This is a genomic window from Serratia sp. OS31 (assembly GCF_014164835.1).
Lineage (GTDB): Bacteria > Pseudomonadota > Gammaproteobacteria > Enterobacterales > Enterobacteriaceae > Serratia > Serratia liquefaciens_A.
This window is the reverse complement of record NZ_JACJFQ010000010.1, coordinates 128,271-151,697: the sequence shown is the minus strand read 5'-3', so window position 1 is coordinate 151,697 and position 23,427 is coordinate 128,271. Positions and strand designations below refer to the sequence as shown.

Below are 23,427 nucleotides of genomic sequence, written 5' to 3'. Positions count from 1 at the left end.
ACATATAACATTATGATAATATTATTAAAAATAAAATCATACAAATCAGAGGGTATTCCTAAAGCTCAATAAACAAGCTAAAAAATGTTAAAAAAACAACACATGAATTTTTTTTAAGAATTTTCCTAGCAATCTAAAATTTCGTTTCGTGACATGATGGGTTGAATCAATGATAAAAAGAGCAGCAGGCACGCGGTTCAAGCACAAATTGGCGTTACCCCACAGCAATTCCTGCGCCAGCAGATTATTCTGACTTAAGCTAAACTTATAGGTTCACAGTGTTAATTAGTTTAGTAATAAAATATCGTTGAGTACAGCCGTGTTTATTGATAGAACACTGCTTCTAAGTGAATTTTTTGTGCTTTTTTTTTGCCTTTAAGGCTTCAGGCTTTTTCTTTTTGTTACCGCGGTAAAACGGATTTAAGTGGGGGTGAGATATGCCAACGATCATTATGGATTCATGCAGCTATACCAGATTAGGTTTGACAGACTACCTGACAACACACGGAGTAAAAAAACGCCAGATTAATGCCATCAATGATATCGACGATCTGCATGAAAAATGCAGCAAGTTGAAACCCAGCCTGGTATTTATCAATGAAGACTGCTTTATACACGAAGCTAACGCTACGGAACGTATAAAGGGGGTGATTTCACTGCACCCTGACACCTTATTCTTCATCTTTATGGCCATCACCAACGTACATTTCGACGATTATTTATATGTTCGTAAAAATGTCATCATCTCGTCAAAATCCATCAAACCAGAGACTATGAATCAACTACTTAGTCACTATCTGGAGAGAAAAGCGCCTCGTACCGAAAAAACCTCGTTTGACCAGACTCCGGTTACCCTTAGCCAAACTGAGTCAAACATGTTGCGTATGTGGATGTCGGGCCAGGGAACTATCCAGATCTCCGACCAGATGCAAATTAAGGCCAAAACCGTCTCTTCCCATAAGGGAAATATCAAAAGAAAAATTAAAACGCACAACAAGCAGATTATTTACCATGTTGTTCGTTTAACCGACACCTTAACCAGTGGGATATTCGTCAATAGCCGCTAGGTAAAAGGTTTGTCGCTTACTCTGCAAACGTTGGTTTTAAATGTCTTTCAGAGTGTCCTGCTGGAAACCACGCATTTAAATAACCTAAATACCTGCTCGCGACGATGCTCTCGGCCGCGACGGGTATTCCCGCATTAAAAAACAGACTATTCTTCCCCCTCCGGAATAATCCCCCTGCGGAAGTCTTGCAGATTAAATTAATGCGTCAGAAAAGTATTTGGCTCGGTATCAGGCTATGGCTTGGATTCCGTCTGCCTGAGCTCAACAAAGGTCCCATCACGGCTGTCAATTTCGTTGAAGAACCAGACGCCGGCAGGATAGTCCGGCAAAGAGACCAGATACATAATCCCTTCATTAAACTCCTCTACCGCCAGGATCACCCCTTCACGCCGCTGTATGCCATCCGTCTTTACGGTGACCAGATCGTTCACTTTCATGCCGTACCCCATCATTTCTCATTGATGTCAGTGTATTACAAAATGAGGTGAGAAAAATACCGCGCCGACATGGAATTCGCGCCCCAGCTATGCAGTTCTCACTAAAGCGTAGCAGTCGACCAGCCCCTCAGCTTTTCACTTTCTTAACGTTTTGTCCGCAGAATCTTAAGCGCACAACGGTTAGTCTGTTTGCTGGTACTTCCCCCCAGAGAAGTATCCGCAAATGAAGAAGTAACAAGGAACTTTTGCCCGCTGACTTGCGGGCTTTTTTTTGCCTGCGCCAAATTACAGGCACAAAAAAACCCGCCTTGGCGGGTTTTTGTTAATCAGCAAAAGAGCCGATTAGATAGCGGTAACGTTAGCCGCTGACGGACCTTTAGCACCGTTCTCGATAGAGAACTGTACGTTCTGGCCTTCAGCCAGGGTCTTGAAGCCTTGATCCTGGATAGCAGAGAAGTGTACGAACACGTCTTTGCTGCCGTCTGCTGGAGTGATGAAACCAAAACCTTTAGACTCGTTGAACCACTTCACTTGACCTTTGATCATGTTAGACATGTCTAATTCCTTCAATATTAAATGTAAGCCACCATGGGCAAGATATAGCCGGTCATCAGTTACTTATGGAGGCACTAGAAAGGAAATTCGTCAGTGAAGTGCTATCTAGGATAACGCTTTAAATTTGAACTACTTTACTCAAAATGTCGTGCATAAATAGGTCTGTACCACAGGCCGAGAAGCATTAACTCATGATGGGCCTTTAATAGCAACTCTTTTTGTTTGCCCCTCTGTGGAAACGGGGCCAAATGCACAGGATTTAACCCAATTTGCTTATTTTTTAGTCATTAATGGCCGGTTTTACCCGTCAAAGGCGGTAATCGGCTACCGCAATACTGACAAAAAATTGCCTCAGTCTCATGGCCACCTCTTTGACATTGTTCACAATTTCGCCTTTTACGACTTCGCTGCAACTCTTGCGACATGTAGGCCGTCAGAATGCCGGTCGGCACCGCGATGATTGAATAGCCCACCAGGATTAACACTGAGGTCAATAACCGGCCTAACGGAGTATGGGGGACGATATCACCGTAACCCACGGTGGTCAGCGTCACCACCGCCCAATAGATCGCGGCCGCCAGGCTGGTAAAGCCCCCACTGCCCCCCTCAATCGCATACATCAGGCCGCCAAACACGCACAACACCACGGCGACAAAGCCAAAGAACATCGCCAATTTGTGACGCGCCAGCTTGATACTGCGCCAAATCATGCCCATCTCGCTCATGTAACGCAGCAATTTCAGCACCCGCAATACCCGCAGTATCCTCAGGACGCGCAGCAGCATCACGAATTCCACCGTCATATGCGGGAACAACCAGATGATGTACAGCGGCAGTACCGTCAACAAATCGACAATGCCGAAAAAGCTCAGGGCATAGTGCTGCTCACGCGGCGTACTCCACAGGCGCAACAGATACTCGAGAGTAAAAATGAAGGTAAACACCACCTCCGCCCAAAAGAACAGATAAATGGCCTGCCGACCGGGCGCGTACAGGGCACTGCCCCCCGGTTCGAGGAACAACAAAATCACGCTCAGCAGCGCGGTACCGACCCAAAAGGTCTCCATCCTGCGGCCGATGCGCGAATGGTTGTCGAACAGCAGCCGATAGCTGCGCTGGCGTAAACTGAGCGTCGCAGTGTCAGTGGTCATAGTCCAATGTCTTATAACGGGAAGTTGCTCATATACTAGACCTGAACCTGAACGCCGCCAACTCTGGCGACGGCCCTCAGAGGCTACAAATGATAGTAATTCTCGTCTGACTGTTTTATAGTTGCGCAGCGTAACTATAAAGGGAGATTGACCATGCTTAGAGGGCATACGCTGGCAGCATTTTGCTGCACCACATTGTTGATATTGAGCGCCCCAGCCCAGGCGCTGGATCTTTCCTACAAGGCACCTGAGCCCAGCATCAAACCCGCGCCCGAACCCAAAGCCGCACTGGGTCCCGAGGCGAAAAGCGCCAAGGCACCGGTGGTCTGGTCAGAATCAGAAGATAAAGCCGGTTTCCGTGTTGATCTGGAATGTGACCATCCCGGCTGCAGCCGCCCGCGCGACAAATCCTATTCGGCGCTTAACGGCCCCGTGAAAAAAACCGATCGCCGTCGCCAATCCGATCCCTACTCCACCAATGAGGATCCGGACTACCGCGTGAGCATGGGTTATCAGTGGTAACCGCGCTTTAAGAGTTATCCCTATATCTGCGCCAGCGCGCACTTCATACAATGGCTTCCTGTTCACCACTCCTCCTGGTGCTGGACACAACAAGCTGTGTTGCAATTTTTTATGCGCCTCCCTATAGGCGCTTTTTTTATGTCTGAATATCCGTCCGTTACCCCCTTACAGAATGGTCTCATTGCGGCATAACGTGATAACTGTCACAAATAGCCGCTCTCAAGCCACGCTTTATCGGAGGTTGGCCAGATGGCGACTGAATATTTATCTTTGCTGGCAGTGTTGGCCGGCATCGCAGGTTTCGCACTGTATAAACACTTTAAATCACAGAAGAAAAGTACTTTGCTGCGTCCGCACGATCGTTGACGCCAAGGTGGTCTGAGGCACGACATCGGCGCTGTGCCTCAGGCCACATAACTGCGCCCTGTCATTTTTTTATCACAAAATTGTCACAATATAGCCATATCATGGTTGGCGATTATCCGCACTGGCTCAACACCAAGGATTTCGTTATGACCACCATGATTAAAGCAACAAACCACCAGGAAGCCGAAAAGCTGATCCGCTACGGTACGGCGAAAAAAATCGAACTGGCCTATGACATCGACAGCGATGATTTTTTCCAGCTTGCCAGCCTGTGGTGTGATAGAGGCGCCAAAATCTCCAAAGGGAAAGAGCACTTTATCGTCTCGCTAAAAGGTTTTCGCATCCCGCCAAATGACTGATGTTATGCCGCCCTTGCGGCGGCGCCCCCTTCCCCGAAAAAATCGCCCTGTGAGCTACACTCTCTCCTTAGCATTTCAGTAAGATAAATCATCAATTACGGCAGGTGGTTACCTACATGGGTCACTGCGCCTGAATGCCAACCAAGGAGAATCGTCATGTCTGCCAACCCGCAACTGCCCAGCACCATGAAAGCCATTGAGATCAGCCAGCCCGGCGAACCGGAAGTTTTGGTTGTCGCACAACGACCGCTGCCGTCCCTGCAACAAGGGGAGATCCTGGTGAAGGTCGCCGCCGCCGGGGTTAACCGTCCTGACGTGTTGCAACGCCGCGGCCAATACGCACCGCCTCCCGGCGCATCGGATATCCCGGGTCTGGAAATCGCCGGGGTGGTGGTCGCCACCGGCGTCGGCGTGCAAAAGTATGCCGTTGGCGACAGCGTGTGCGCCCTGATTGCCGGTGGCGGCTATGCCGAATACTGCAAGGTGCATGAAAGCAATGCGCTGCCGGTGCCCAAAGGGTTTAGCCTGGTCGAGGCCGCGGCCATCCCCGAAACCTTCTTTACCGTTTGGGTCAATGTGTTCCAGCGCGGCAACCTGAAGGCCGGCGAAACCGTTTTGATCCACGGCGGCACTTCCGGCATTGGTACCGTCGCCACCCTGTTGGCGAAAGCCTTCTGCGCCCATGTGATCACCACCGTTGGTTCGGAGGAAAAGCGTCAGGCCAGCCTGGCCCTGGGGGCTGATGTGTCGATCAACTACCGCGACGAGGATTTTGTCGAGCAGACCCGACATGCCACTAACGGCAAAGGGGCGGACGTGATTGTCGATTTGATCGCCGGCGACTATGTGGCGAAAAACTACCAGGCGGCAGCGATGGATGGCCGCATTGTGCAAATCGGCACTCAGAATGGCGTAGTGAAGGAGTTAAATCTGATGCCGCTGCTGATCAAACGTTTGACCCACACCGGTTCCACGTTGCGTTCGCGAAGCGTTGAAGACAAAGCGGGTATTGCCGCCGATTTGCTGCAAAAGGTTTGGCCATTGCTGGATCGCGGCGCGTTAAAACCGCAGATCTTCAAAACCTACCCGCTGGAGCAAGCGGCCGAAGCCCATGCGTTGATGGAGTCGAGCCAGCACATCGGCAAGATCATGCTGACCCTCTAAGCTAAGCCCCGCAGCCGATGCTGCGGGGACTGTTTCAACTGCCTGGCGTATGTACGTCTTCCGGCGCTGAGTCGGTATTGTCTAGCTTTTCCTGCGCCAGCGCCTCATCTTCACCGTCTTTCTCCAGGCTTTCCTGCTGCGCCCCCTGCTTCGGCGAGTACACCAGTTCCACCATAATAGGGAAGTGATCTGAACCGACGCTGGTCAACCGACGCAGCGATCCGAGCACGAAATCATCGCTGTGGAACACGTGATCCAATGGCCAACGCAGGAACGGGTAACCGGCATGAAAGGTGCTGAACATGCCACGGCCGCGGCGAGGATCCAACAGACCGCTGACTTTAAGGAACAAGCGGGTGGTGGTCGACCAGGCCACATCGTTCAGATCGCCGGTCACGATCACCGGGAATTCCGATTTGGCCGCGCTTTTACCGACCATCACCAGCTCGGCATCGCGGTCTTCCGATTCCTCGTTTTCAGTCGGACTCGGTGGCATCGGGTGAACGCAGTGCAGGCGCACCTGCGGTCCATGCGGCAAATGCACCATCATGTGCATCGACGGGATCTGTTCATCGACCAAATACTGTATCTGCGCATCGCTGAGCTTCAGCCTTGAATAGACGTGCATGCCGTACAGATTATCCAGCGGGCATTTTAACGTATGGGGATAGTCCTGCTCCAGCACCGAGAGCTGCTGTTCCCACCAGCGGTCGGTTTCCACCGCCACCAGCACGTCGGGACGTTCGGCCGCCACCAGCGCCAGCAGCTTGTCCGCCTGACGATTGGGCGTTAACACATTGGACACCAGAATACGGATACGCGGCTTTTTTTGATAGCCGGTAAAGTCCAGCACCTGCGGTTTGCTCAGCCGGGTATAGGGGTAAATCCAGGCGGCCTGGTAAAGCACACAGGCCAGGTTCAGCGCCATCATGCCCCACACCCAAGGCGACAGCGGCACAAACAGCAGGTTAAGCAACAGCACCAGGAGCGAAAGCGCCAGTATCTGCAGGCGGGGAAAATCCCACACCCGAATCCACCAGGCTGCATGCTTTGAAAGTGGCGCAATGGTCACCAGCGCCAGCAAAAGCGTCAGTATGGCGGTAATCCCTGTCACGTTTATTTCCTCATTCTCATCGGCCTGGCCTGTCGGGGTGACGGCCTCTTGGCTGCCATCTCTGGCGGCAGCCAAAGATTGCCATAAAAAACCGTCTCCCCGCCAGCCGGCTTAAGGAATAATCTTGCGACGCCGAAATTCGTCAAACAGCGCAAACAGCATCGCTTCGGTGTCGACAAACTGATGAAAGCCAAAGCGGCGCGCCTTGCTGCCGTCGGCAAACATGTCGTAATCCCACGAGAAAACAAAGTCGGCGAAGCGCCAGCTCGCCACCGCGCGGTAATCCGCCTCGGCCAAACCATGCTGCTGCGCCAGCGCCTGCCACAACTCGCTTTTGTCTGCCATCACCGACGTCAGCGGCATGGGCAGCGGCGGTGCCACCTCCAGCCCAAAGTAGCCGGCAATTTTCGGCCACATCTCACTCCAGCGAAACAGATCGCCATTGTTGATATTAAACGCCTGATTGGCCGCCGCCGGATCTGTCGCGGCCCAGAGCGTAGCACGCGCCAGCAGACCCGCGTCGGTCATTTCCAGCAGGCTGTGATAAGCCCCCGGTTTGCCGGGGAATCGCAGCGGCTGTCCCAGAGACTTGCTGATGGAGGCATAGACCGCGATAGTCAGGGCCAGGTTCATCGGATTGCCGAGCGAGAAGCCCCCCACCACGCTGGGCCGGATCGCGCTCCAGCGCCAACTTTTGCCCTGTTGGCGTTTTTCAAGATAGCTCTGCTGTTCAAGGTTGAATTCCGGCGGCATGTGCCCGGCATCGCTTTCCCGCGCGGGCGTTTTGAACGGCCCCAGATGGGCGCCGTAAACTTTATAGCCCTGCATCAGGCTGATGTGCTCCAACCCTTGCGCTATCGGCTCCAGCGCCTCCACCACATTGGCCAACATCGCCAGATTGGGGGCAACCAACCCCGCCCAGTCCGGCGCATCCTGATAAGCGGCATATAAAATATGGCTGACCTCGGTTAGCGGGCGCAAGGCATTGCGCGTCGCCTGAGCATCCAACAGATCGACCGCCACATAGCGCACTTGCGGCCGGTCGACGCCCCCGCGTCGTGACAGGCCAACCACCTGCCAACCTTGCCGTTCCAGTTCTTCAATCAGCTTGCCGCCAATCACGCCGTTAGCCCCGACTACCACCGCCAGTTTTTCATTTTGCATAGCTCACCCCACTCGCTTTTGTTTGAGGCCTTCACTGTGAGTGATTAGCAAAGCTTGCGGTAGAGGCGTACTGTTACTAACACTTATAAGTAAAACCTATAACTGGAGGGCTGATGGACAAGTTGAACGCCATGAAGACTTTCCTGCGGGTCGCAGAACTGGGTAGCCTCTCGGCAGCCGCCCGCGATCTGGGCCTGACGCAGCCGGCCGTCAGCCAGCAGATTGCCGGTCTGGAACAACAACTGGGCGTGCAGCTGCTGTTTCGCAGTACCCGCTCCGTCACGCTGACCGACGCCGGCGGGGGTTATTATCGGCAAATCAAACCGATTCTGGCGGCAGTGGGCGAAGCTGAGGAAGCGCTGCATGGCGTTCAGCAGCGGCTACAGGGTCCCTTGCGCATCCATGCCCCGACAGGCTTCGGTCAACAGCACCTGACACCGCTGGCGATAGCTTTTCAGCAACAGCATCCGGAATTGAATATCGAACTGTTGCTCGACGATCGCCGGGCAGACGTGATCGGTGAAGGTATCGACGTGGCGATCCGTTTTGGCGAACTGAATACGCCGGGCACGGTTGCGCGCCGGTTGGGGGAGTTACAGCGTATTTTAGTGGCTTCCCCGGCCTATCTGGCGGCGCAGGGCGAACCGCAAACTCCCGCAGAGCTGGCGAAGCATCCGCATATCCGCTACAGCGGCTTGAGTGACGGCGATGCGCTGACCTTAATTGGCCCTCAGGGTGCCGAGGTGGTGAACCTGCGCCCGGTCTTTCGCGCCAACAATACCTTTTCGCTGCTGGCGGCCATCGAAGCAGGATTGGGTATTGGCGGAGCACAGCGTCCGTTGATTGGTCGGCAACTGGCCAACGGCAGCCTGGTCCCGGTGTTACCGGCCTGGCATTATCCGCCGATGGCGCTGCATGCGGTTTACCCCGCTGCGCGGTTTATTCCCGGCAAAGTGCGGGCCTGGGTAGATTATTTGCTGGCGGCGTTGGGGAATATTGAGGGGATCAGGGTGAACAAAGCCCCCGACAAGGCGCCGGGGGCATAAAGTTTATTTGAACAGTTTACCGACCATGTCGCCCAGTTCGTTGCTGTTCGACTGCACTTCGCCATTTGGTGAGGCAGCGTCAGCTACCGTTGGCAGGAACTGTGCAATGGTGGCTGAAGCCTGAGCCGGATCGATCCCCAGCTTTTCCGCCAGCTGGTTGATGGCATCGCTGCCCAGCGCCTGCTGCACGTGATCGCCGCTAATCTGCTGGTTTTCACCGTTGCCTAGCCATGAGCCGACCACATCGCCGAATTGACCCTGACGGAACTTGTCCAGAATCGCCTGCAGGCCACCCTGCTGCTCAACCCATTGCATAATGGCGACGTAATCGATGCCCTTACCGTTGGCACCGCCCAGAATGTTGCCCAATACGCTATCAAACAGACCCATGGTATTCCCCTTCCGGTCGTCGGCACTGCCGCCCGACCGCTGTGATTTAACGAAAAAGGGTCGCCGCAGCGACCCTGTTGTTCAGCAACCGATCAGTTTCTGATCTTTCTGTAGACAAAAAGCACCACCAGGGCACCGATGACCGCGACAACAAAGCTGCCCAGGTTGAAGCCATCAACGCGGCCCATACCGAAGAAGGTACTGATATAGCCGCCGACAACCGCACCGATGATCCCCAGGATAACGGTTACGATAAAGCCGCCGCCGTCTTTGCCCGGCATAATCCATTTAGCCAAGATACCGGCGATTAACCCAAAAATGATCCAGGAAATGATGCCCATTTTTACTCTCCCTATTACTTTTTGCCTAAAAGAAACTCTGTTTTCAGGCCCGAGTCGGCGCCTGATCCAACCCTGACGACACTTTCACAACCACAATCCTGTTGCCCTGTGCTGACCGTTAACGGCAGCGCGATGCAGGGTGAATCTTGATAAACACGCATCTTCACACTGTTACTATAGACAAATATCAGCAGTTTACCCATTTCCGTCTGTCTGAATTTACCTGTTCAAAAATCACCCACATTCATCAAACTGTCATTGCGCGGCGCTATAACAGCAGGTGAATACTGCTGCAGGGGACAGACCATGACCAACACACCGTTTCTGCTGATACTGGCTGCAATCTATGCGCTGGCTGCCGCCTGGGACGGTTCTGCCGCCTTGTTGTTCCAGTAATGTTACACGCGCTTTGTCACTTTTCGGCTGGTTTTAAATGTGTCTTGTTTTGTCAGCAAGTTTAACCAGCTGAAAACCAATAACAAATAGCGTTCCGTTTGGATAAAAATCCCATTGGCTGCCGGGCCTCAATTTTCGCAAAAGGGCTTGATCAGGTGGCTGAACCACTCGGCAAAAGCGGTTAAACGCGCCGAGCGTTGGCGGCGGTGAGGATAAAGCAACGCAATGCCCATCGCCGGTGGCCGGGCCTGCGGCATAACCTCAGACAAGCTGCCGTTGTCCAGATAGTGCTGAACATCAAAGCGCGGTATCTGAATCATCCCCAACCCCGCCAGACAGCATCCAATATAATTTTCCGCATTGTTTACCGTGACCCGGCTTCGCAAGGTTTTTTCCATGCGCTGATCGCCTCGCTGCCAAAGCCAGGTATCTGCCCCGGCCAAAGTCGGCTGCGCGTAGCCTACGCCCCAGTGCCCCGCCAACTGCTCAGGATTCTCCGGGTTGCCGTAACGTCGCAAATAGCCCGGGCTGGCGCAGTTGATCATGCTTAATCGTCCCAGCGGCTGGCTGACCAGACTACTGTCGCTGAGACTGCCGACGCGTACCACGCAGTCGATCCCCTCTTGGATCAAATCGATCGAACGGTCGCTGGCGCTGAGAAACAGTTGAATGTCGGGGTACTGCACAAAGAAGTCCGGCAGCGCCGGCACGATCATTCGCCGGGCTATACGACTGGGCACATCGACCGTCAAACGACCGTCGATCGGGCCGTTTTGCCGATGAAACAGGCCTTCCAGTGTTTGAACGTCGAACAACAGGCTGCGCGCTTTTTCGAGCAACAGCTCGCCGTCGCTGGTCAACTGCACCCGGCGAGTGGTGCGGTGAAACAGGCGGGCGCCCATTTCGTGTTCCAGTTGTTGTATCGCCGCAGAAACCGTGGTTTTTGGCATCAACAGGATTTGTGAAGCGCGGATAAAACTGCCCACCTCCGCAACCTGGATAAAAACCCGTAATCTCCCTATTTTATCCACCGGCTGTGCATCCTGATAAACAGGCTGCGGCCCGGGCCGCAGCAGAATTGAGGTTAACGGGTAGTATAGCCACCGTTGGCAAACAGCGTCTGCCCGGTGATCCACCAGCCGTCGGTGACCAAAAACTTGACGATCGGCGCAATGTCCTCGATGTCGGTCAGACCGGTTTTCGAGAACTTGCTCAGCGCGGCGGCACCGCTGTGGTACTCCACCGCTTCCTTGCTTTCCTGGCCGTAGAAGAACGGCGTATCCATTGGCCCCGGACCGATGGCGTTCACGCTGATGCCGCGTTCGCCAAACTCCTTGGAAGCCGCGCGGGTAAAGTGTTCCACCGGCGCCTTGCTGCCCGGATAGACCGCATAAAACGGCGTATAGGCCGCCAGCAGCGAGCTGACGATGGTCACAATTCGGCCGTTATCGGCCAAATGTTTGCCTGCCTGCTGGATAAAGAAAAATGCCGCTTTGGCATTGATGTCGAAACTGCTGTCGTAATCGGCTTCGGTCACTTCGGCAATCGGTTTTTTGATCACCAGACCGGCGGTATTGATGGCGATATCCACCTTGCCGAACGCCTTGACGGCTTCCTCAAACAGCAGCGCCACGTTACCCGGCTGGGTGAGATCGCCCTGTACCGCAATCGCCTGAGCCCCCGTCGCCTTAACCGCCTGCAAGGTTTCCTCCGCGGCGGCACGAGTGGCGTCGCTGTTGTAGTGCACCACCACGGCCGCCGCACCGTTAGCGGCCAAATCCCGCGCCACCAGGCCCCCCAGGTTCTTGGCGCCACCGGCGATCAACACCACTTTTCCATTCAAAGATTGCTTGCTCATTACAGTGACTCCGTTAGTGAAGGTTGCAACGAGTATAGAAACAGTGACCGCTCAGATAATCTGTCCAAATTGGGATGAACCATCCCGCTTTTTCGGTCAATAGCAACGATCGGGGCGTTAATTTCCACAGCGTGATCGCCCGCCGGGCATTCGGCGTAAATCGCACTACACTTGTAAGTTCCCGGCAGCAATAGTCACAATCAGAAACTATTTCCCCTCGCCCGTGGGATGCAAAACGCCTGACGGGCCACAACAGAGGTCAATGTCATGTTGATTCAACCCTATCTCTTTTTTAACGGTAACTGCGAGCAGGCGATCAACTTCTACCAGCAGCAGTTGGGCGCCAGGATCGAAATGATTATGCGCTACAAAGATATGCCCGAGGAGGCCAGGCAAGGCGGTCCGCAGGACGTCAACCCAGAGTCCATCATGCATGCCCGTCTACTGATCGGCGAAACGGCGCTGATGGCCTCCGATGGGTGTCCCGAGGATGGCGGCGAAGCTTCGCATAAGGGATTCGCCCTGTCGCTAAACCCCAGCGACGTGGAGCAAGGCCGAGCATTGTTCGAGAAACTGGCGCAGGGCGGCCAGGTCACCATGCCTTACCAGGCCACCTTCTGGGCCAAGGGTTTTGGCATGCTGACCGACCAGTTCGGGGTCAATTGGATGATTAACGTTGAATAACCGGTTATCCCGTCAGGGTGTCCGCCACCGACAGCGGATACCCCGGTGCCAGGGTCAACGGTAGTGATACCAGTCATAAGCCGCCATGGCGAACAGCACAAACAGCACCGTCAACAACACCAGTCCCAAACGCCAGTAAGGCGATTTACGCTGCCGCCAGGCAAAAATCATCATTAGCGCCAGCACACCCAGGGTCACCGGGTAATAAACCACCAGCGTCAGCAAAGTAATAATGATGTAGTCAGACATGTACGCGAACCCTGTATTTTCTATGCCAGTTTTGCGGCGAATTGTAACACTCCGCTGGGGTGGCTCATGCATTTTTGATGTTAAGGGAGTAGTGGTCGGCGTGATTAACGAATAAGATGTAAGATTGTTCTTATCTCGATTAAAAGACTTTATAGCAAGGGTGACATGATACAGCAGCAACCGCAGGATGCCGAACGGCCACGCAACGGTAAGAATTCCCCGTTACTCTTTCAGGCCGGCGTATTTGTCGTCATCGTTGCCGTCACGCTGATCCTGTTTAACGGTTGGCAGATTTGGAATTCGCACCAGCGCGATTTGCAGAGCGCCGAATATGAATCGGCCAATCTGGCACGTTCCCTAGCGCAACACGCCGATGACACCTTTATGCAAACCGACAGCACGCTGTCGGATCTCACCGAACGCATTCAAACCGATGGGCTGGGCCAATTGCCGTTGTTGCGGCTGCAGAAAGTCATGCAAACGCAGGTTGGCAACCTGCCCCAGTTGCATGGCCTGTTCGTATACGATGCGGAGGGGAATTGGATCGTCACCTCATCAGGCAGGTTCATACAAAACGCCAACAATGCCGATCGCGAATATTTTAAGTTTCACCTCAGTCATAACAGCAATGCGATTTACATCGGCAAGGTGGTACGCAGTCGTTCTACCGGTGATTTGATCATTCCGGTCTCGCGTCGCCTCAATCACCCGGACGGCAGCTTTGCCGGGGTGGTGTTAGCCACGCTGTATGTCGATTATTTCCGCCAATTTTACGACACCTTTGCCCTCAACAGCGACGCCTCGCTCAACCTGCTATTGGCAGACGGCACCATTCTCTACCGCCGCCCTTATTCCATTGCGGCGATCGGCAAGAATATCTCTGAGGGCGTGCTGTTCCGTGAAATTCTGCCGCACTCCGAATTCGGCAATGCCACCATTGTTTCACGCTACGACAAAGTCGAGCGCATTTACGGTTATTCGCGGGTGAATCGCTACCCGTTGGTGATTGCCGCCGGCTTGTCGAAGGCAGATGTCCTGTCCGACTGGCGTAATGATACCGGCGTGTTTGCCCTGGGCGGCGCTACGCTGTTGATCATCCTGCTGGCGATGGGGCTGGTGCTGATGCGCCAGATCAACCACAGCGTGCGCACCGAAGCCGAACTGATGCGCACCCGCGATCAGCTCACCACCATCAACCGAACGTTGGAAGAGTTGGCGTTGCTGGACGGGTTAACCGGCCTGGCCAACCGCCGTCAGTTTGATATCGCCCTTAAGAACGAACTGATGCGCGCCTCACGCAATTACCGCAGCGTGGCGTTGCTGATGCTGGATATCGACTGCTTCAAACAATATAACGACATCTATGGTCACGTAGCCGGCGACCAGTGCCTGCAACAGATCGGACAAACGCTCAAAGGGTTGGCCTGCCGCAGCAACGATATTATGGCCCGCTATGGCGGTGAGGAAATGGCCATTATTCTGCCGGATACCGACACTCAGGGCGCACTGATTTTCGCCGAACGGGTGATTGAAGCGGTACGTGAGCTGAAAATACCGCATACGGGTAACCCTCACGGTATTGTCACCATCAGTATTGGCATCTTCGCCAAAGTGCCGCATATGTATAACGACACGCCAATCGGCTTTATTAATCAGGCCGACAGCGCCCTGTATCAAGCCAAAGCCCAGGGAAAAAACCGCATTTACCCCGCCTGACCTATTGGGCCGTCTCATCCAGAGACGGCCCCTGAATTTATTTTTCCGCAAGGGAAATAAAAACCAACCCTCTGATCATCCACTGAATTTAATTTAAATCTTCACTCTGGTTTTAGTAAGAAATTTATTAACGCCGGTTAAATCTATTTTTATCCATTCGTGCGATTAGCACGGCCGTTTAATGTCTGTTTACTGTTTGGTGCATTTTAATGATGCTACGATTATTAAACCCAGCTGCAGTAACCAATTAATTTCGCCCAACAATAATTCCCGCTGGTTATAAATCCCTTTCAAATAAAAAACAATTAAAGTATCCCCCCATCGCAAGGAGATATTATGCGCGCGGATAATCTTACGCCTGAACAGGTGTTAATGACGTTGCCACAGCAACGGTGGGATAGCGCCCCAGCGCCCTTTTCCCCCTCTGCCGTCGAGGCACTTGAGCAAGGTAAAATCGTGTTTTTGCCTGAACTGGCGTTTCCGATGTTAGCCGGTGAAATGGCGCTGCTGGATCCCGCGCTGGTCGATACAAAACGTAAAAACATCAGCTACTGGCCAGAAACGAGCAAATTATCCGGCGTGGCGATAGCCGCGCAACAGCCACAGGTGGAAACGTTGCTGTCACGCTATTACCAGACCTGTCTGCAACTGGTTGCCACCCTGCTCCCCCACTACCAACAAGCCTTGCATTCGCCGGTCAACACCCTGCGCCTGCATCCGGTTGCGGCCTGGCGCGAGACCAGCTCATGGCGCAAGGACGACAGCCGGCTGCACGTCGATGCCTTCCCGTCACGCCCGAACTATGGTGAGCGCATTCTGCGCATCTTCACCAACATCAACCCCAATGGCGAACTTCGCCAATGGCGCATCGGCGAACCCTTTCCTCAACTGGCGCAACGCTTTATGCCGCGCCTGGGCCGCTATTCACCGCTGAACAGCTGGCTGCAGCACAAGGTCGGCATCACCAAACGGCGCCGCAGCCATTACGACCACCTGATGCTGCAACTGCATGATGCGATGAAAGCCGACCAGCACTATCAGCAGCAAGGCCCTCAACTGGCGCTCGACTTGCCGCCGGGCAGCAGTTGGATCTGCTTCTCCGATCAAACGCCACACGCAGCGATGGCGGGCCAGTTTATGCTGGAACAAACCTTCCTGTTGCCCGTCGCCGCGATGAAAAACCCGCAGCAATCACCGCTGAAGGTGCTGGAAACGCTGCTGCATCGGCCTTTGCTTTAATCCAATTTCGCCAACTGCGGCAAAAGCTCCGCAGTTGGCCGTCGTGGCAGCCTTCAGGTCGCCGGGCCGAAGTCCCCTTCCTGTCGCGCCACCAACGTCAGGATACTGTACAGCGCCACCGCCTGCTGATGCTGGTTGAGCACCTGAACATCCCACACCACCACGCCGTGCGGACGATCCTCTGCCGTTTTCTGCGGCTTGCGGATTTTCTTTTTGCAGGTCAGCCGCACCTGAAGGGTATCGCCAATCTTCACCGGCTCGATAAAGCGCAGGTTCTCCATGCCGTAGTTGGCAATCACCGGTCCGACGCCCGGATCGACAAACAGCCCGGCGGCAGCAGAAACCACAAAGTAGCCGTGCGCAACCCGCTCGCCAAACAGCGATTCGGCCGCGCCGATCTTGTCCATATGGGCATAGAAGTGGTCGCCACTCAGGCAGGCAAAATTGACGATGTCGGCCTCGGTCACGGTCCGCCGCGCCGTCAGCAGGCTTTCGCCCAGCCGCAGTTGCTCGAAGTATTTGCGGAACGGATGTACCGGTTCTTCAACCACCGTCGCACCGCGAACCCACTCACGGCCGATCGCCGCCAGCATGGCCGGACTGCCCTGAATGGCGGTGCGTTGCATGTAGTGTTTTACCGCACGCAGCCCCCCCAGTTCCTCCCCACCACCGGCTCGTCCCGGCCCACCGTGCACCAGCATCGGCAACGGAGAACCGTGACCGGTGGACTCCACCGCCGCCTGTTGATCCAGGATCAGCATCCGACCATGTGCGCAGGCGGTGGCGCGAATAAAGCGCGTCGCCAGCGCCTCATCGGCGGTCACCAGGGAGCCCGCCAGGCTACCCTGGCCCATTAACGCCAGCTCAATCGCCTGTTCGGTATGCTGATAGGGCATCAGCGTCGCCACCGGGCCGAATGCTTCGGTACCGTGCACCACCTGATGGCTAAAAGGATCGGCACAGTACAACAGCGTGGCCGGATAAAATGCCCCCTGCTGCACATCTTCTCCCCTCACCTCCAGGTTATCCGTTCGCGCTCCGCACAGCGGTTCGCAACCGTTATGCAGCAGGAAATCCACCTTCTGTTGCACGTCGTCGCGCTGTTCGCGGCTGACCAGGGCCCCCATCCGCACCTGTTCCAGTTTAGGATCGCCCACCGTGACGCCACTCAGCCGCTGCAACAGCGCCTGCTGTACCTCTGCCACCCGTTTCGCCGGCACAATAATCCGCCGGATTGCGGTACATTTTTGCCCGGCCTTGGCGGTCATCTCGCGGCACACTTCTTTGATAAACAGCGCAAACTCAGGCATCTGCGGCGTAACGTCCTCGCCCAGCACGCAGCAGTTGAGCGAATCCGCCTCCATGGTGAAAGCAATCGACTTTTGCAACAGGCGCGGGTGCGCACGCAGCTGCTGACCGGTCTGCGCCGAGCCGGTAAAGGTCACCGCATCCTGATAATCCAGATGTTCAAACATATCGCCGACGCCGCCGCACACCAGCTGCAACGCGCCCTCCGGTACCAGACCGCTGTCGATAATCAGTCTGACCATCGCCTGCGTCAGCTGCGCGGTGGCGGTCGCCGGTTTAACGATCGCCGGCATGCCGGCCAACCAGGTGGGCGCCAGTTTTTCCAGCATCCCCCAGCAGGGAAAGTTAAAAGCATTGATATGCAACGCCACGCCAGGGCGTGAGGTCAGCACGTGTCGGGCGGCAAACTGCGCCTGTTTGGACAGCGGGATCAGTTCGTCTTCCGGCCACAGGGTATCGTCCGGCAGCTCGCGTCCTGCCAGCCCGGCGTAGGCAAACAGCGTGGCGATACCGCCTTCGATATCCACCCAACCGTCACTGCGGGTCGCGCCAGTCTGGTACGAAATCTCATACAGCGTTTCTTTATTTGCCAGCAGGTGTTTAGCCACCGCTTTCATCATTTGCGCGCGCTGCTGGAAGGTCATCTGTGCCAGCGCCTTGCCGCCCTTGCTGCGCGCATATTCCAGACTGGCGGCTAGCGGTAGCCCGTCGGAACAAACCTGATACAGCGGTTGGCCGGTGACGGCATGGTGGATTTCACGGGCTTTGCCCTGCCCATACACCCAGGCGCCAGAAAGATAACTGTGTAGCTGCTGCATTTGCTCCTCCGGAATTCATAAATTTACACCACAATGATTAATTACGTATCACATATTGTCCAGTTTTCGCCAGCCTGAAATTTAACAAAATAAAAACACCCAGGCGGTAGAACCGCTTAAACTCGGGTTTATCTCTCCCAAATAAATTTTTAATATTATTAAAAAACAAACATATAAAAACACTCATTGTGAGCGCACTCGCAAAACCACACAAATGTCGTTTGATCTTTTTGTTATCAGTTTGTAGCCTTATGGTTATGAAAAGTGATTCACATTTTTATATTCAATGTGAAAAATACGAATCACCAAGAGGCAAGCATGACAACTGACTCGCAACATCAGCAGCACTTCGACGACAAAATCGCGGCGGATACCGCCATCGAGGCCAAAGACTGGATGCCGGACGCCTATCGCCAAAACCTGATCCGCCAGATTGGCCAGCATGCCCATTCCGAAGTGGTCGGCATGTTGCCGGAGGCCAACTGGTTGACGCGTGCCCCGACCCTGCGCCGCAAGGCGGTGTTGCTGGCCAAGGTGCAGGACGAAGCCGGGCATGGCCTGTACCTGTACAGCGCTGCTGAAACCCTGGGCTGCTCTCGTCAGGATATCTACCAGAAGATGCTCGACGGCAAGATGAAATACTCCTCGATCTTCAACTACCCGACGCTCAACTGGGCGGATATCGGCGTCATCGGCTGGTTGGTGGACGGTGCGGCTATCGTCAACCAGGTGGCGCTGTGTCGTGCGTCCTACGGCCCCTATGCGCGGGCGATGGTGAAAATTTGCAAGGAAGAGAGTTTCCACCAGCGCCAGGGTTACGAAGCGGTCATGGCGATGGCCAACGGCAGCGAGCAACAGAAGGCCATGCTGCAAGATGCGATTAACCGCTTCTGGTGGCCGGTACTGATGATGTTTGGCCCCAGCGACACCGATTCACCGCACAGCGCTCAGAGCATGGCCTGGAAAATCAAACGCCATAGCAACGATGAGTTGCGGCAGAAATTTGTCGACAACACCGTCCCCCAGTTGGAAGCCCTGGGCATGGTCGCGCCGGACACCGATTTGACCTGGGACGAAGCCACCGGCCACTACCGCTTCGGCGAAATCGACTGGGGTGAACTGCATGAGGTGATCAAGGGGCGCGGCCAATGTAACCACGAACGGCTGCAAGCCAAACGCCGCGCCTGGGAGGACGGTGCCTGGGTACGCGATGGCGCTCTGGCCCATGCGTCAAAAAACACCTCAACCGCCGCATAAGGAACCGATGATGACACATGCCCAATGGCCTCTCTATGAAGTGTTTATCCGCAGCAAGCAAGGGCTGGCACACCGTCACGTCGGCAGCCTGCACGCCGCCGATGACCAGATGGCGCTGGAAAACGCCCGCGATGCCTATACCCGCCGCAACGAGGGCTGCTCAATCTGGGTGGTGCAATCCTGCCACCTGATCGCCTCGCAGCCGGAAGACCGTGAAGCCTTTTTCGATCCGTCCGATGACAAGATTTACCGTCATCCGACGTTCTACACCATTCCCGACGGCATCAAGAACATGTAGGGGCGACCATGACCTTTAATAACGATCCACTCGTCACCTATGTCCTGCGTCAGGGCGATACGCCGCTGATCCTCGCCCAGCGCTTGTGCGCCTGGTGCGGCCACGCGCCGGAACTGGAGATCGACCTGGCGCTGGCCAATATCGGTCTGGATTTGCTGGGCCAGGCACGCAACTTTCTCGGTTATGCCGCCGAACTGGCCGGGCCGCCATTCAACGAAGACCGGCTGGCTTTCGGTCGTGACGAACGTGAGTTCCATAACCTGCTGCTGGCGGAACAGCCCAATGGCGGCTTCAACGACACTCTGGTGCGGCAGTTTCTGATTGACGCCTACCATGTGCAGCTGCATCAGGCTTTGAGCCACAGTCGCGATGCGCAACTCGCCGCTATCGCCGCCAAGTCACTGAAGGAGGCGCATTACCACCTGCGTTTCAGCCGTGGCTGGATGATCCGTTTGGGTGACGGCAGCCCCGTCAGCCACCAAAAAATTCAGCAGTCGCTGGACGGCCTGTGGCGTTTTACCGCCGAACTGTTCTACGCCGATGAGCTGGAACGCCAACTGGCGGAACAGGGCATCGCCGTCGATCCGCGCCAGCTTGAGGCACCGTGGCTGGCGCTGGTTGAAGAAACGCTGCAGCAGGCCACCCTGACGCTGCCGGCAGAGCAGGCGTTCCGCCACGGCGGCAAGCAGGGGCGGCACAGCGAACATCTCGGACCGCTGCTGGCCGAGATGCAGTTTCTGCAACGCGCCTATCCCAATGCGAACTGGTAAGGGGGGGCGATGAATATTACCCGACTGCAGGCCGCGGAAATCCCGCAAATCTGGCACTGCCTCCAACAGATCAGCGATCCGGAACTGCCGGTGCTGTCAATTACCGATCTGGGCATGGTTCGCGACGTTAAAGCCGACGGCGGCGGCTGGCGCATTACCTTTACGCCAACCTACTCCGGTTGCCCCGCCACCGAGTTTCTGCTCGAAGCCATCGAACAGCGGCTGGCCGAGGCCGGCTTTGCCCCGGTCAAAGTGGACATTCGTCTCAGTCCGGCGTGGACCACCGACTGGATGAACGCCTCGGCGCGCGAACGGTTGCGTGAATACGGCGTTGCGCCGCCACAGGGCCATACCTGCGACAAACCGCAGGCTGCAGGCCCGGTGCCCTGCCCGCGCTGCGGCAGCACCCACAGCGAGAAAATCAGCGAATTCGGCTCCACCGCCTGCAAAGCGCTGTATCGCTGCTGCGATTGCCGCGAACCCTTCGACTATTTCAAATGCATTTAGGAGCGCAGAAAACCATGACGGTCTTCCATCGCCTGAACGTCGCCGCCATCGAGCGCGAAACGCCGGACGCCGTAGCTATCACTCTGCGCGTGCCCGAAGAGCTGAAAAGTCATTACTGCTACACCCCCGGCCAACATCTGACGCTAAAGGCGCAGGTGGATGGCGAAGAGCTGCGCCGCTGCTACTCCATCTGCAGCGCTCCTCAGGAAGGGCTGCTGCAGATCGGCGTTAAAGCCATCCATCAGGGCCGCTTTTCCTCGTTCGTTAATCGGCTACTGAAAGTCGGCGACGCACTGGAGGTGATGGTGCCGCAGGGCCGTTTCGGCTACCAGCCACAGGTGGAAAACAGCGGCAATTATCTGGCGATTGCCGCCGGTTCCGGCATCACGCCGATGCTGTCGATCATCAAAGCCACCCTGCAACTTGAACCAAACAGCAGCTTCACGCTGATTTACGGCAACCGCAGCAGCCGTTCGGTGATGTTCAAAGAGACGCTGTCCGATCTGAAAAACCGCTACCCGCAACGTTTTCAGCCGCTGTATCTGTTCAGCCAGGAGAACCTCGACAGCCCGCTGCTCAGTGGGCGCATCGACCGCGAGCGGCTGTTGGCGATCGGCGGCGCCCTGCTGGATTACCGCGACTATGACCATGCCTTTATCTGCGGCCCCCAAACCATGATGGACGACGCCCAAAGCGTGCTGGAACAGGCCGGCTTACCCGCCGAGCGAATCCACAGCGAGCGCTTTAACACCAGCGGCGTGGTCGCCCGCCCGGTCAACGACACCCCGCGCAACGCCACGCGGGTGGCGATTTTGCTCGACGGCCGCCGGTTGGATATCGAGGTCGGTTCGCAGGACGACAGCATTCTGGACGCGGCGCTGCGCCAGGGAGCCGATCTTCCCTATGCCTGCAAAGGCGGCGTGTGCGCCACCTGCAAGTGCCGGTTAAAAGCCGGTCAGGTGGACATGGCCGTCAACTACAGCCTGGAGCCGGATCAACTCGCGGCAGGCTACGTATTGAGCTGCCAGTCGTGGCCGCGCGGTGACGGCGTGGTGCTGGACTTTGACGTATAGGAGCCACCAATGGAAACCCCTTTGATCCTGCAACATCGCCAGGCGCGCGTGCTGACGCTGGAACTGCACCGTCCACAGGCGCGCAATGCCCTGAACACCCCCTGTCTGGAGCAGCTGGTTGACTTGCTGGAACAGGCCGATGCCGATACCGGCGTGGGTGCCGTGGTGATTACCGGGGCACCGCGTTTCTTTGCCGCCGGAGCCGATCTGCACGAGCTGCAACAGCAAGACCTGCCGGCTACGCTGACGGATCGCCGCCCGCTGTTGTGGCAACGGCTGGCGCAGTTCAGTAAACCGCTGCTGGCGGCAGTCAACGGCTATGCGCTCGGCGCCGGCTGCGAACTGGCGCTGGCCTGCGACATCGTTATTTGCGGTGAAAGCGCCCGCTTTGGCCTGCCGGAAATCACCCTCGGCCTGATGCCAGGGGCCGGCGGCACTCAGCGCTTGATTCGCTGCGTCGGTAAATCCTGCGCCAGTCAGATGGTGCTGAGCGGCGAGGCCATTAACGCCTCGCGTGCATTGCAGTGCGGATTGGTCAGCGAAGTATGCGTCGACGTGCTGACGCTGGAACGCGCACAGCAGATCGCCGAACGCATCAGCCAACAGGCACCGCTGGCACTGCGCGCCGCCAAACAGGCGCTGAAACAGGCGGAGGAAATCGGCCTCAGTCAGGGGCTGCTCATCGAACGCCAGCAGTTTGCCACTCTGGCCGCCACCGACGATCGCCGCGAGGGCATCGCCGCCTTCTTCGAAAAACGTACGCCAAACTATCAGGGGCGCTGATTTATGGAAAACGCATTGATTCTCACCCACCTTGAAGCCGGGGTGCTGACGCTGACCCTCAATCGGCCAGACCGGCTCAATAGCTTCAACGACGAGATGCACCGCCAACTGAGCGAAGCCTTGACCCTCGCCGAGCGGGACGAAACCGTACGCTGCTTGTTGATCACCGGCGCGGGGCGTGGCTTTTGCGCCGGGCAGGATCTGAACGATCGCAACGTCAGCGTCGAACAGCAGGCGCCGGATCTCGGCCTGTCGGTAGAGCGTTTTTACAATCCGCTGATCCGTCGTCTGACCGCCCTGCCAAAGCCGGTGGTGTGCGCCGTCAACGGCGTGGCAGCGGGGGCCGGCGCAGCGCTGGCACTGGCCTGCGATATCGTGATCGCCGCCGATAACGCCCATTTTATTCAGTCTTTCTGTCGTCTGGGGCTGGTGCCGGACTCCGGCGGCAGCTGGTTCCTGCCCCGCCTGGCCGGCCACGCCCGCGCCATGGGCATGGCGCTGCTGGGGGATAAAGTCAGCGCACAGCAGGCGCTGGCATGGGGCATGATCTGGCAGGTGGTAGCGGCGGACCAACTGGCCGCCACCGGCCAAACGCTGGCACAACACCTGGCCACCCAACCCACTTACGGATTGGGACTGATTAAAAAAGCCCTTTACAGCTCGGCGAACAATACCCTCGATCAGCAGCTCGATCTGGAGCGCGACCTGCAGCGCCTCGGCGGTCGCAGCGACGACTACCGCGAAGGCGTCAGTGCCTTCTTCGCCAAACGTACCCCTAATTTCAGCGGGAAATAA

At 56.0% G+C, this 23,427-nt stretch carries 27 protein-coding genes; 16 read left to right on the top strand and 11 right to left on the bottom strand.

Annotated elements, in window-relative coordinates; translation table 11 throughout:
- Positions 1-437: 437 nt before the first annotated feature.
- The gene (gene rcsA / locus H5P17_RS11380) at positions 438-1,067 is read left to right on the top strand and encodes a transcriptional regulator RcsA (RefSeq protein ID WP_044552189.1); all 630 of its coding nucleotides are present in this window, start codon (positions 438-440) and stop codon (positions 1,065-1,067) included.
- A 233-nt stretch (positions 1,068-1,300) separates the two neighbouring features.
- Here the strand turns inward: rcsA and dsrB are convergent, their stop codons facing one another.
- The 3 genes from dsrB to H5P17_RS11365 all read right to left on the bottom strand — a co-directional run bounded on the left by dsrB (position 1,301) and on the right by H5P17_RS11365 (position 3,210).
- Positions 1,301-1,504, bottom strand: a complete 204-nt coding sequence (dsrB, locus tag H5P17_RS11375; protein WP_044552192.1) for a protein DsrB — start codon at positions 1,502-1,504, stop codon at positions 1,301-1,303.
- A gap of 342 nt (positions 1,505-1,846) precedes the next feature.
- A complete protein-coding gene (cspE, locus tag H5P17_RS11370; protein ID WP_004946278.1) occupies positions 1,847-2,059 on the bottom strand; it encodes a transcription antiterminator/RNA stability regulator CspE in 213 nt (70 codons plus the stop codon).
- A 287-nt stretch (positions 2,060-2,346) separates the two neighbouring features.
- Positions 2,347-3,210, bottom strand: coding sequence for an ion transporter (locus tag H5P17_RS11365; RefSeq protein WP_182822972.1), 864 nt, complete (start codon positions 3,208-3,210; stop codon positions 2,347-2,349).
- Between the two features lie 153 nt (positions 3,211-3,363).
- Between H5P17_RS11365 and H5P17_RS11360 the strand changes: the two genes are divergently transcribed.
- The 4 genes from H5P17_RS11360 (at position 3,364) to H5P17_RS11345 (ending at position 5,621) form a co-directional block, all read left to right on the top strand.
- A complete protein-coding gene (locus tag H5P17_RS11360; RefSeq protein ID WP_182822970.1) occupies positions 3,364-3,732 on the top strand; it encodes a hypothetical protein in 369 nt (122 codons plus the stop codon).
- Positions 3,733-3,981: 249 nt separating this feature from the next.
- Positions 3,982-4,098: a FeoB-associated Cys-rich membrane protein gene (locus H5P17_RS11355; RefSeq protein WP_169534194.1), complete on the top strand. Its 117-nt coding sequence runs from the start codon at positions 3,982-3,984 to the stop codon at positions 4,096-4,098.
- A 146-nt stretch (positions 4,099-4,244) separates the two neighbouring features.
- The gene (locus H5P17_RS11350) at positions 4,245-4,457 is read left to right on the top strand and encodes a hypothetical protein (protein ID WP_041415483.1); all 213 of its coding nucleotides are present in this window, start codon (positions 4,245-4,247) and stop codon (positions 4,455-4,457) included.
- Positions 4,458-4,613: 156 nt separating this feature from the next.
- A complete protein-coding gene (locus H5P17_RS11345) occupies positions 4,614-5,621 on the top strand; it encodes an NAD(P)H-quinone oxidoreductase (protein ID WP_182822968.1) in 1,008 nt (335 codons plus the stop codon).
- A gap of 34 nt (positions 5,622-5,655) precedes the next feature.
- Here the strand turns inward: H5P17_RS11345 and H5P17_RS11340 are convergent, their stop codons facing one another.
- On the bottom strand, positions 5,656-6,735 hold the full coding sequence (locus H5P17_RS11340; RefSeq protein ID WP_182822966.1) for an endonuclease/exonuclease/phosphatase family protein: 1,080 nt from the start codon (positions 6,733-6,735) through the stop codon (positions 5,656-5,658).
- Positions 6,736-6,846: 111 nt separating this feature from the next.
- Positions 6,847-7,899, bottom strand: a complete 1,053-nt coding sequence (locus H5P17_RS11335; RefSeq protein ID WP_182822964.1) for an SDR family oxidoreductase — start codon at positions 7,897-7,899, stop codon at positions 6,847-6,849.
- Between the two features lie 113 nt (positions 7,900-8,012).
- Between H5P17_RS11335 and H5P17_RS11330 the strand changes: the two genes are divergently transcribed.
- On the top strand, positions 8,013-8,945 hold the full coding sequence (locus H5P17_RS11330; RefSeq protein ID WP_182822962.1) for a LysR family transcriptional regulator: 933 nt from the start codon (positions 8,013-8,015) through the stop codon (positions 8,943-8,945).
- A 3-nt stretch (positions 8,946-8,948) separates the two neighbouring features.
- Here the strand turns inward: H5P17_RS11330 and H5P17_RS11325 are convergent, their stop codons facing one another.
- The 4 genes from H5P17_RS11325 to H5P17_RS11310 all read right to left on the bottom strand — a co-directional run bounded on the left by H5P17_RS11325 (position 8,949) and on the right by H5P17_RS11310 (position 11,930).
- Complete coding sequence (locus tag H5P17_RS11325; protein ID WP_020827585.1) at positions 8,949-9,335, bottom strand: YidB family protein; 387 nt, start codon at positions 9,333-9,335, stop codon at positions 8,949-8,951.
- 92 nt (positions 9,336-9,427) lie between these two features.
- The gene (locus H5P17_RS11320) at positions 9,428-9,676 is read right to left on the bottom strand and encodes a GlsB/YeaQ/YmgE family stress response membrane protein (protein WP_017893301.1); all 249 of its coding nucleotides are present in this window, start codon (positions 9,674-9,676) and stop codon (positions 9,428-9,430) included.
- A 524-nt stretch (positions 9,677-10,200) separates the two neighbouring features.
- Positions 10,201-11,103, bottom strand: coding sequence for a LysR family transcriptional regulator (locus H5P17_RS11315; protein WP_182822960.1), 903 nt, complete (start codon positions 11,101-11,103; stop codon positions 10,201-10,203).
- A gap of 53 nt (positions 11,104-11,156) precedes the next feature.
- Positions 11,157-11,930, bottom strand: coding sequence for an SDR family oxidoreductase (locus H5P17_RS11310; protein ID WP_044552213.1), 774 nt, complete (start codon positions 11,928-11,930; stop codon positions 11,157-11,159).
- A 267-nt stretch (positions 11,931-12,197) separates the two neighbouring features.
- Between H5P17_RS11310 and yjdN the strand changes: the two genes are divergently transcribed.
- Positions 12,198-12,614 (top strand): VOC family metalloprotein YjdN, encoded by a 417-nt coding sequence (gene yjdN, locus H5P17_RS11305; protein WP_182822958.1) that lies wholly within the window; start codon positions 12,198-12,200, stop codon positions 12,612-12,614.
- Between the two features lie 54 nt (positions 12,615-12,668).
- Here the strand turns inward: yjdN and H5P17_RS11300 are convergent, their stop codons facing one another.
- Positions 12,669-12,863: a hypothetical protein gene (locus H5P17_RS11300; protein ID WP_044552217.1), complete on the bottom strand. Its 195-nt coding sequence runs from the start codon at positions 12,861-12,863 to the stop codon at positions 12,669-12,671.
- Between the two features lie 165 nt (positions 12,864-13,028).
- Between H5P17_RS11300 and H5P17_RS11295 the strand changes: the two genes are divergently transcribed.
- Together H5P17_RS11295 and H5P17_RS11290 are read left to right on the top strand one after the other, a co-directional pair.
- The gene (locus tag H5P17_RS11295) at positions 13,029-14,579 is read left to right on the top strand and encodes a GGDEF domain-containing protein (RefSeq protein WP_182822956.1); all 1,551 of its coding nucleotides are present in this window, start codon (positions 13,029-13,031) and stop codon (positions 14,577-14,579) included.
- 336 nt (positions 14,580-14,915) lie between these two features.
- Positions 14,916-15,818: a Kdo hydroxylase family protein gene (locus tag H5P17_RS11290; RefSeq protein WP_182822955.1), complete on the top strand. Its 903-nt coding sequence runs from the start codon at positions 14,916-14,918 to the stop codon at positions 15,816-15,818.
- A 53-nt stretch (positions 15,819-15,871) separates the two neighbouring features.
- Here the strand turns inward: H5P17_RS11290 and paaZ are convergent, their stop codons facing one another.
- Complete coding sequence (gene paaZ, locus H5P17_RS11285; protein ID WP_182822953.1) at positions 15,872-17,944, bottom strand: phenylacetic acid degradation bifunctional protein PaaZ; 2,073 nt, start codon at positions 17,942-17,944, stop codon at positions 15,872-15,874.
- Positions 17,945-18,262: 318 nt separating this feature from the next.
- Between paaZ and paaA the strand changes: the two genes are divergently transcribed.
- From paaA to paaG, 7 genes are read left to right on the top strand one after another with little or no spacing between them, the layout of a single operon-like run.
- Positions 18,263-19,201, top strand: coding sequence for a 1,2-phenylacetyl-CoA epoxidase subunit PaaA (gene paaA, locus H5P17_RS11280; RefSeq protein ID WP_182822951.1), 939 nt, complete (start codon positions 18,263-18,265; stop codon positions 19,199-19,201).
- Between the two features lie 10 nt (positions 19,202-19,211).
- Positions 19,212-19,499, top strand: coding sequence for a 1,2-phenylacetyl-CoA epoxidase subunit PaaB (gene paaB / locus H5P17_RS11275; RefSeq protein WP_182822949.1), 288 nt, complete (start codon positions 19,212-19,214; stop codon positions 19,497-19,499).
- An 8-nt stretch (positions 19,500-19,507) separates the two neighbouring features.
- Positions 19,508-20,269, top strand: coding sequence for a 1,2-phenylacetyl-CoA epoxidase subunit PaaC (gene paaC, locus H5P17_RS11270; protein ID WP_182822947.1), 762 nt, complete (start codon positions 19,508-19,510; stop codon positions 20,267-20,269).
- Positions 20,270-20,278: 9 nt separating this feature from the next.
- Positions 20,279-20,776, top strand: coding sequence for a 1,2-phenylacetyl-CoA epoxidase subunit PaaD (gene paaD / locus H5P17_RS11265; RefSeq protein WP_182822945.1), 498 nt, complete (start codon positions 20,279-20,281; stop codon positions 20,774-20,776).
- A gap of 14 nt (positions 20,777-20,790) precedes the next feature.
- Positions 20,791-21,849: a 1,2-phenylacetyl-CoA epoxidase subunit PaaE gene (paaE, locus tag H5P17_RS11260; RefSeq protein WP_182822943.1), complete on the top strand. Its 1,059-nt coding sequence runs from the start codon at positions 20,791-20,793 to the stop codon at positions 21,847-21,849.
- Between the two features lie 9 nt (positions 21,850-21,858).
- On the top strand, positions 21,859-22,632 hold the full coding sequence (gene paaF, locus H5P17_RS11255) for a 2,3-dehydroadipyl-CoA hydratase PaaF (protein ID WP_182822941.1): 774 nt from the start codon (positions 21,859-21,861) through the stop codon (positions 22,630-22,632).
- Between the two features lie 3 nt (positions 22,633-22,635).
- Positions 22,636-23,427 (top strand): 2-(1,2-epoxy-1,2-dihydrophenyl)acetyl-CoA isomerase PaaG, encoded by a 792-nt coding sequence (paaG, locus tag H5P17_RS11250; RefSeq protein WP_044552233.1) that lies wholly within the window; start codon positions 22,636-22,638, stop codon positions 23,425-23,427.

Coding starts and splice junctions, on each gene's coding strand:
- rcsA (WP_044552189.1), top strand. CDS start 438: ATGCCAACGATCATTATGGATTCATGCAGCTATACCAGATTAGGTTTG.
- dsrB (WP_044552192.1), bottom strand. CDS start 1,504: ATGAAAGTGAACGATCTGGTCACCGTAAAGACGGATGGCATACAGCGG.
- cspE (WP_004946278.1), bottom strand. CDS start 2,059: ATGTCTAACATGATCAAAGGTCAAGTGAAGTGGTTCAACGAGTCTAAA.
- H5P17_RS11365 (WP_182822972.1), bottom strand. CDS start 3,210: ATGACCACTGACACTGCGACGCTCAGTTTACGCCAGCGCAGCTATCGG.
- H5P17_RS11360 (WP_182822970.1), top strand. CDS start 3,364: ATGCTTAGAGGGCATACGCTGGCAGCATTTTGCTGCACCACATTGTTG.
- H5P17_RS11355 (WP_169534194.1), top strand. CDS start 3,982: ATGGCGACTGAATATTTATCTTTGCTGGCAGTGTTGGCCGGCATCGCA.
- H5P17_RS11350 (WP_041415483.1), top strand. CDS start 4,245: ATGACCACCATGATTAAAGCAACAAACCACCAGGAAGCCGAAAAGCTG.
- H5P17_RS11345 (WP_182822968.1), top strand. CDS start 4,614: ATGTCTGCCAACCCGCAACTGCCCAGCACCATGAAAGCCATTGAGATC.
- H5P17_RS11335 (WP_182822964.1), bottom strand. CDS start 7,899: ATGCAAAATGAAAAACTGGCGGTGGTAGTCGGGGCTAACGGCGTGATT.
- H5P17_RS11330 (WP_182822962.1), top strand. CDS start 8,013: ATGGACAAGTTGAACGCCATGAAGACTTTCCTGCGGGTCGCAGAACTG.
- H5P17_RS11325 (WP_020827585.1), bottom strand. CDS start 9,335: ATGGGTCTGTTTGATAGCGTATTGGGCAACATTCTGGGCGGTGCCAAC.
- H5P17_RS11320 (WP_017893301.1), bottom strand. CDS start 9,676: ATGGGCATCATTTCCTGGATCATTTTTGGGTTAATCGCCGGTATCTTG.
- H5P17_RS11310 (WP_044552213.1), bottom strand. CDS start 11,930: ATGAGCAAGCAATCTTTGAATGGAAAAGTGGTGTTGATCGCCGGTGGC.
- yjdN (WP_182822958.1), top strand. CDS start 12,198: ATGTTGATTCAACCCTATCTCTTTTTTAACGGTAACTGCGAGCAGGCG.
- H5P17_RS11300 (WP_044552217.1), bottom strand. CDS start 12,863: ATGTCTGACTACATCATTATTACTTTGCTGACGCTGGTGGTTTATTAC.
- H5P17_RS11295 (WP_182822956.1), top strand. CDS start 13,029: ATGATACAGCAGCAACCGCAGGATGCCGAACGGCCACGCAACGGTAAG.
- H5P17_RS11290 (WP_182822955.1), top strand. CDS start 14,916: ATGCGCGCGGATAATCTTACGCCTGAACAGGTGTTAATGACGTTGCCA.
- paaZ (WP_182822953.1), bottom strand. CDS start 17,944: ATGCAGCAGCTACACAGTTATCTTTCTGGCGCCTGGGTGTATGGGCAG.
- paaA (WP_182822951.1), top strand. CDS start 18,263: ATGACAACTGACTCGCAACATCAGCAGCACTTCGACGACAAAATCGCG.
- paaB (WP_182822949.1), top strand. CDS start 19,212: ATGACACATGCCCAATGGCCTCTCTATGAAGTGTTTATCCGCAGCAAG.
- paaC (WP_182822947.1), top strand. CDS start 19,508: ATGACCTTTAATAACGATCCACTCGTCACCTATGTCCTGCGTCAGGGC.
- paaD (WP_182822945.1), top strand. CDS start 20,279: ATGAATATTACCCGACTGCAGGCCGCGGAAATCCCGCAAATCTGGCAC.
- paaE (WP_182822943.1), top strand. CDS start 20,791: ATGACGGTCTTCCATCGCCTGAACGTCGCCGCCATCGAGCGCGAAACG.
- paaF (WP_182822941.1), top strand. CDS start 21,859: ATGGAAACCCCTTTGATCCTGCAACATCGCCAGGCGCGCGTGCTGACG.
- paaG (WP_044552233.1), top strand. CDS start 22,636: ATGGAAAACGCATTGATTCTCACCCACCTTGAAGCCGGGGTGCTGACG.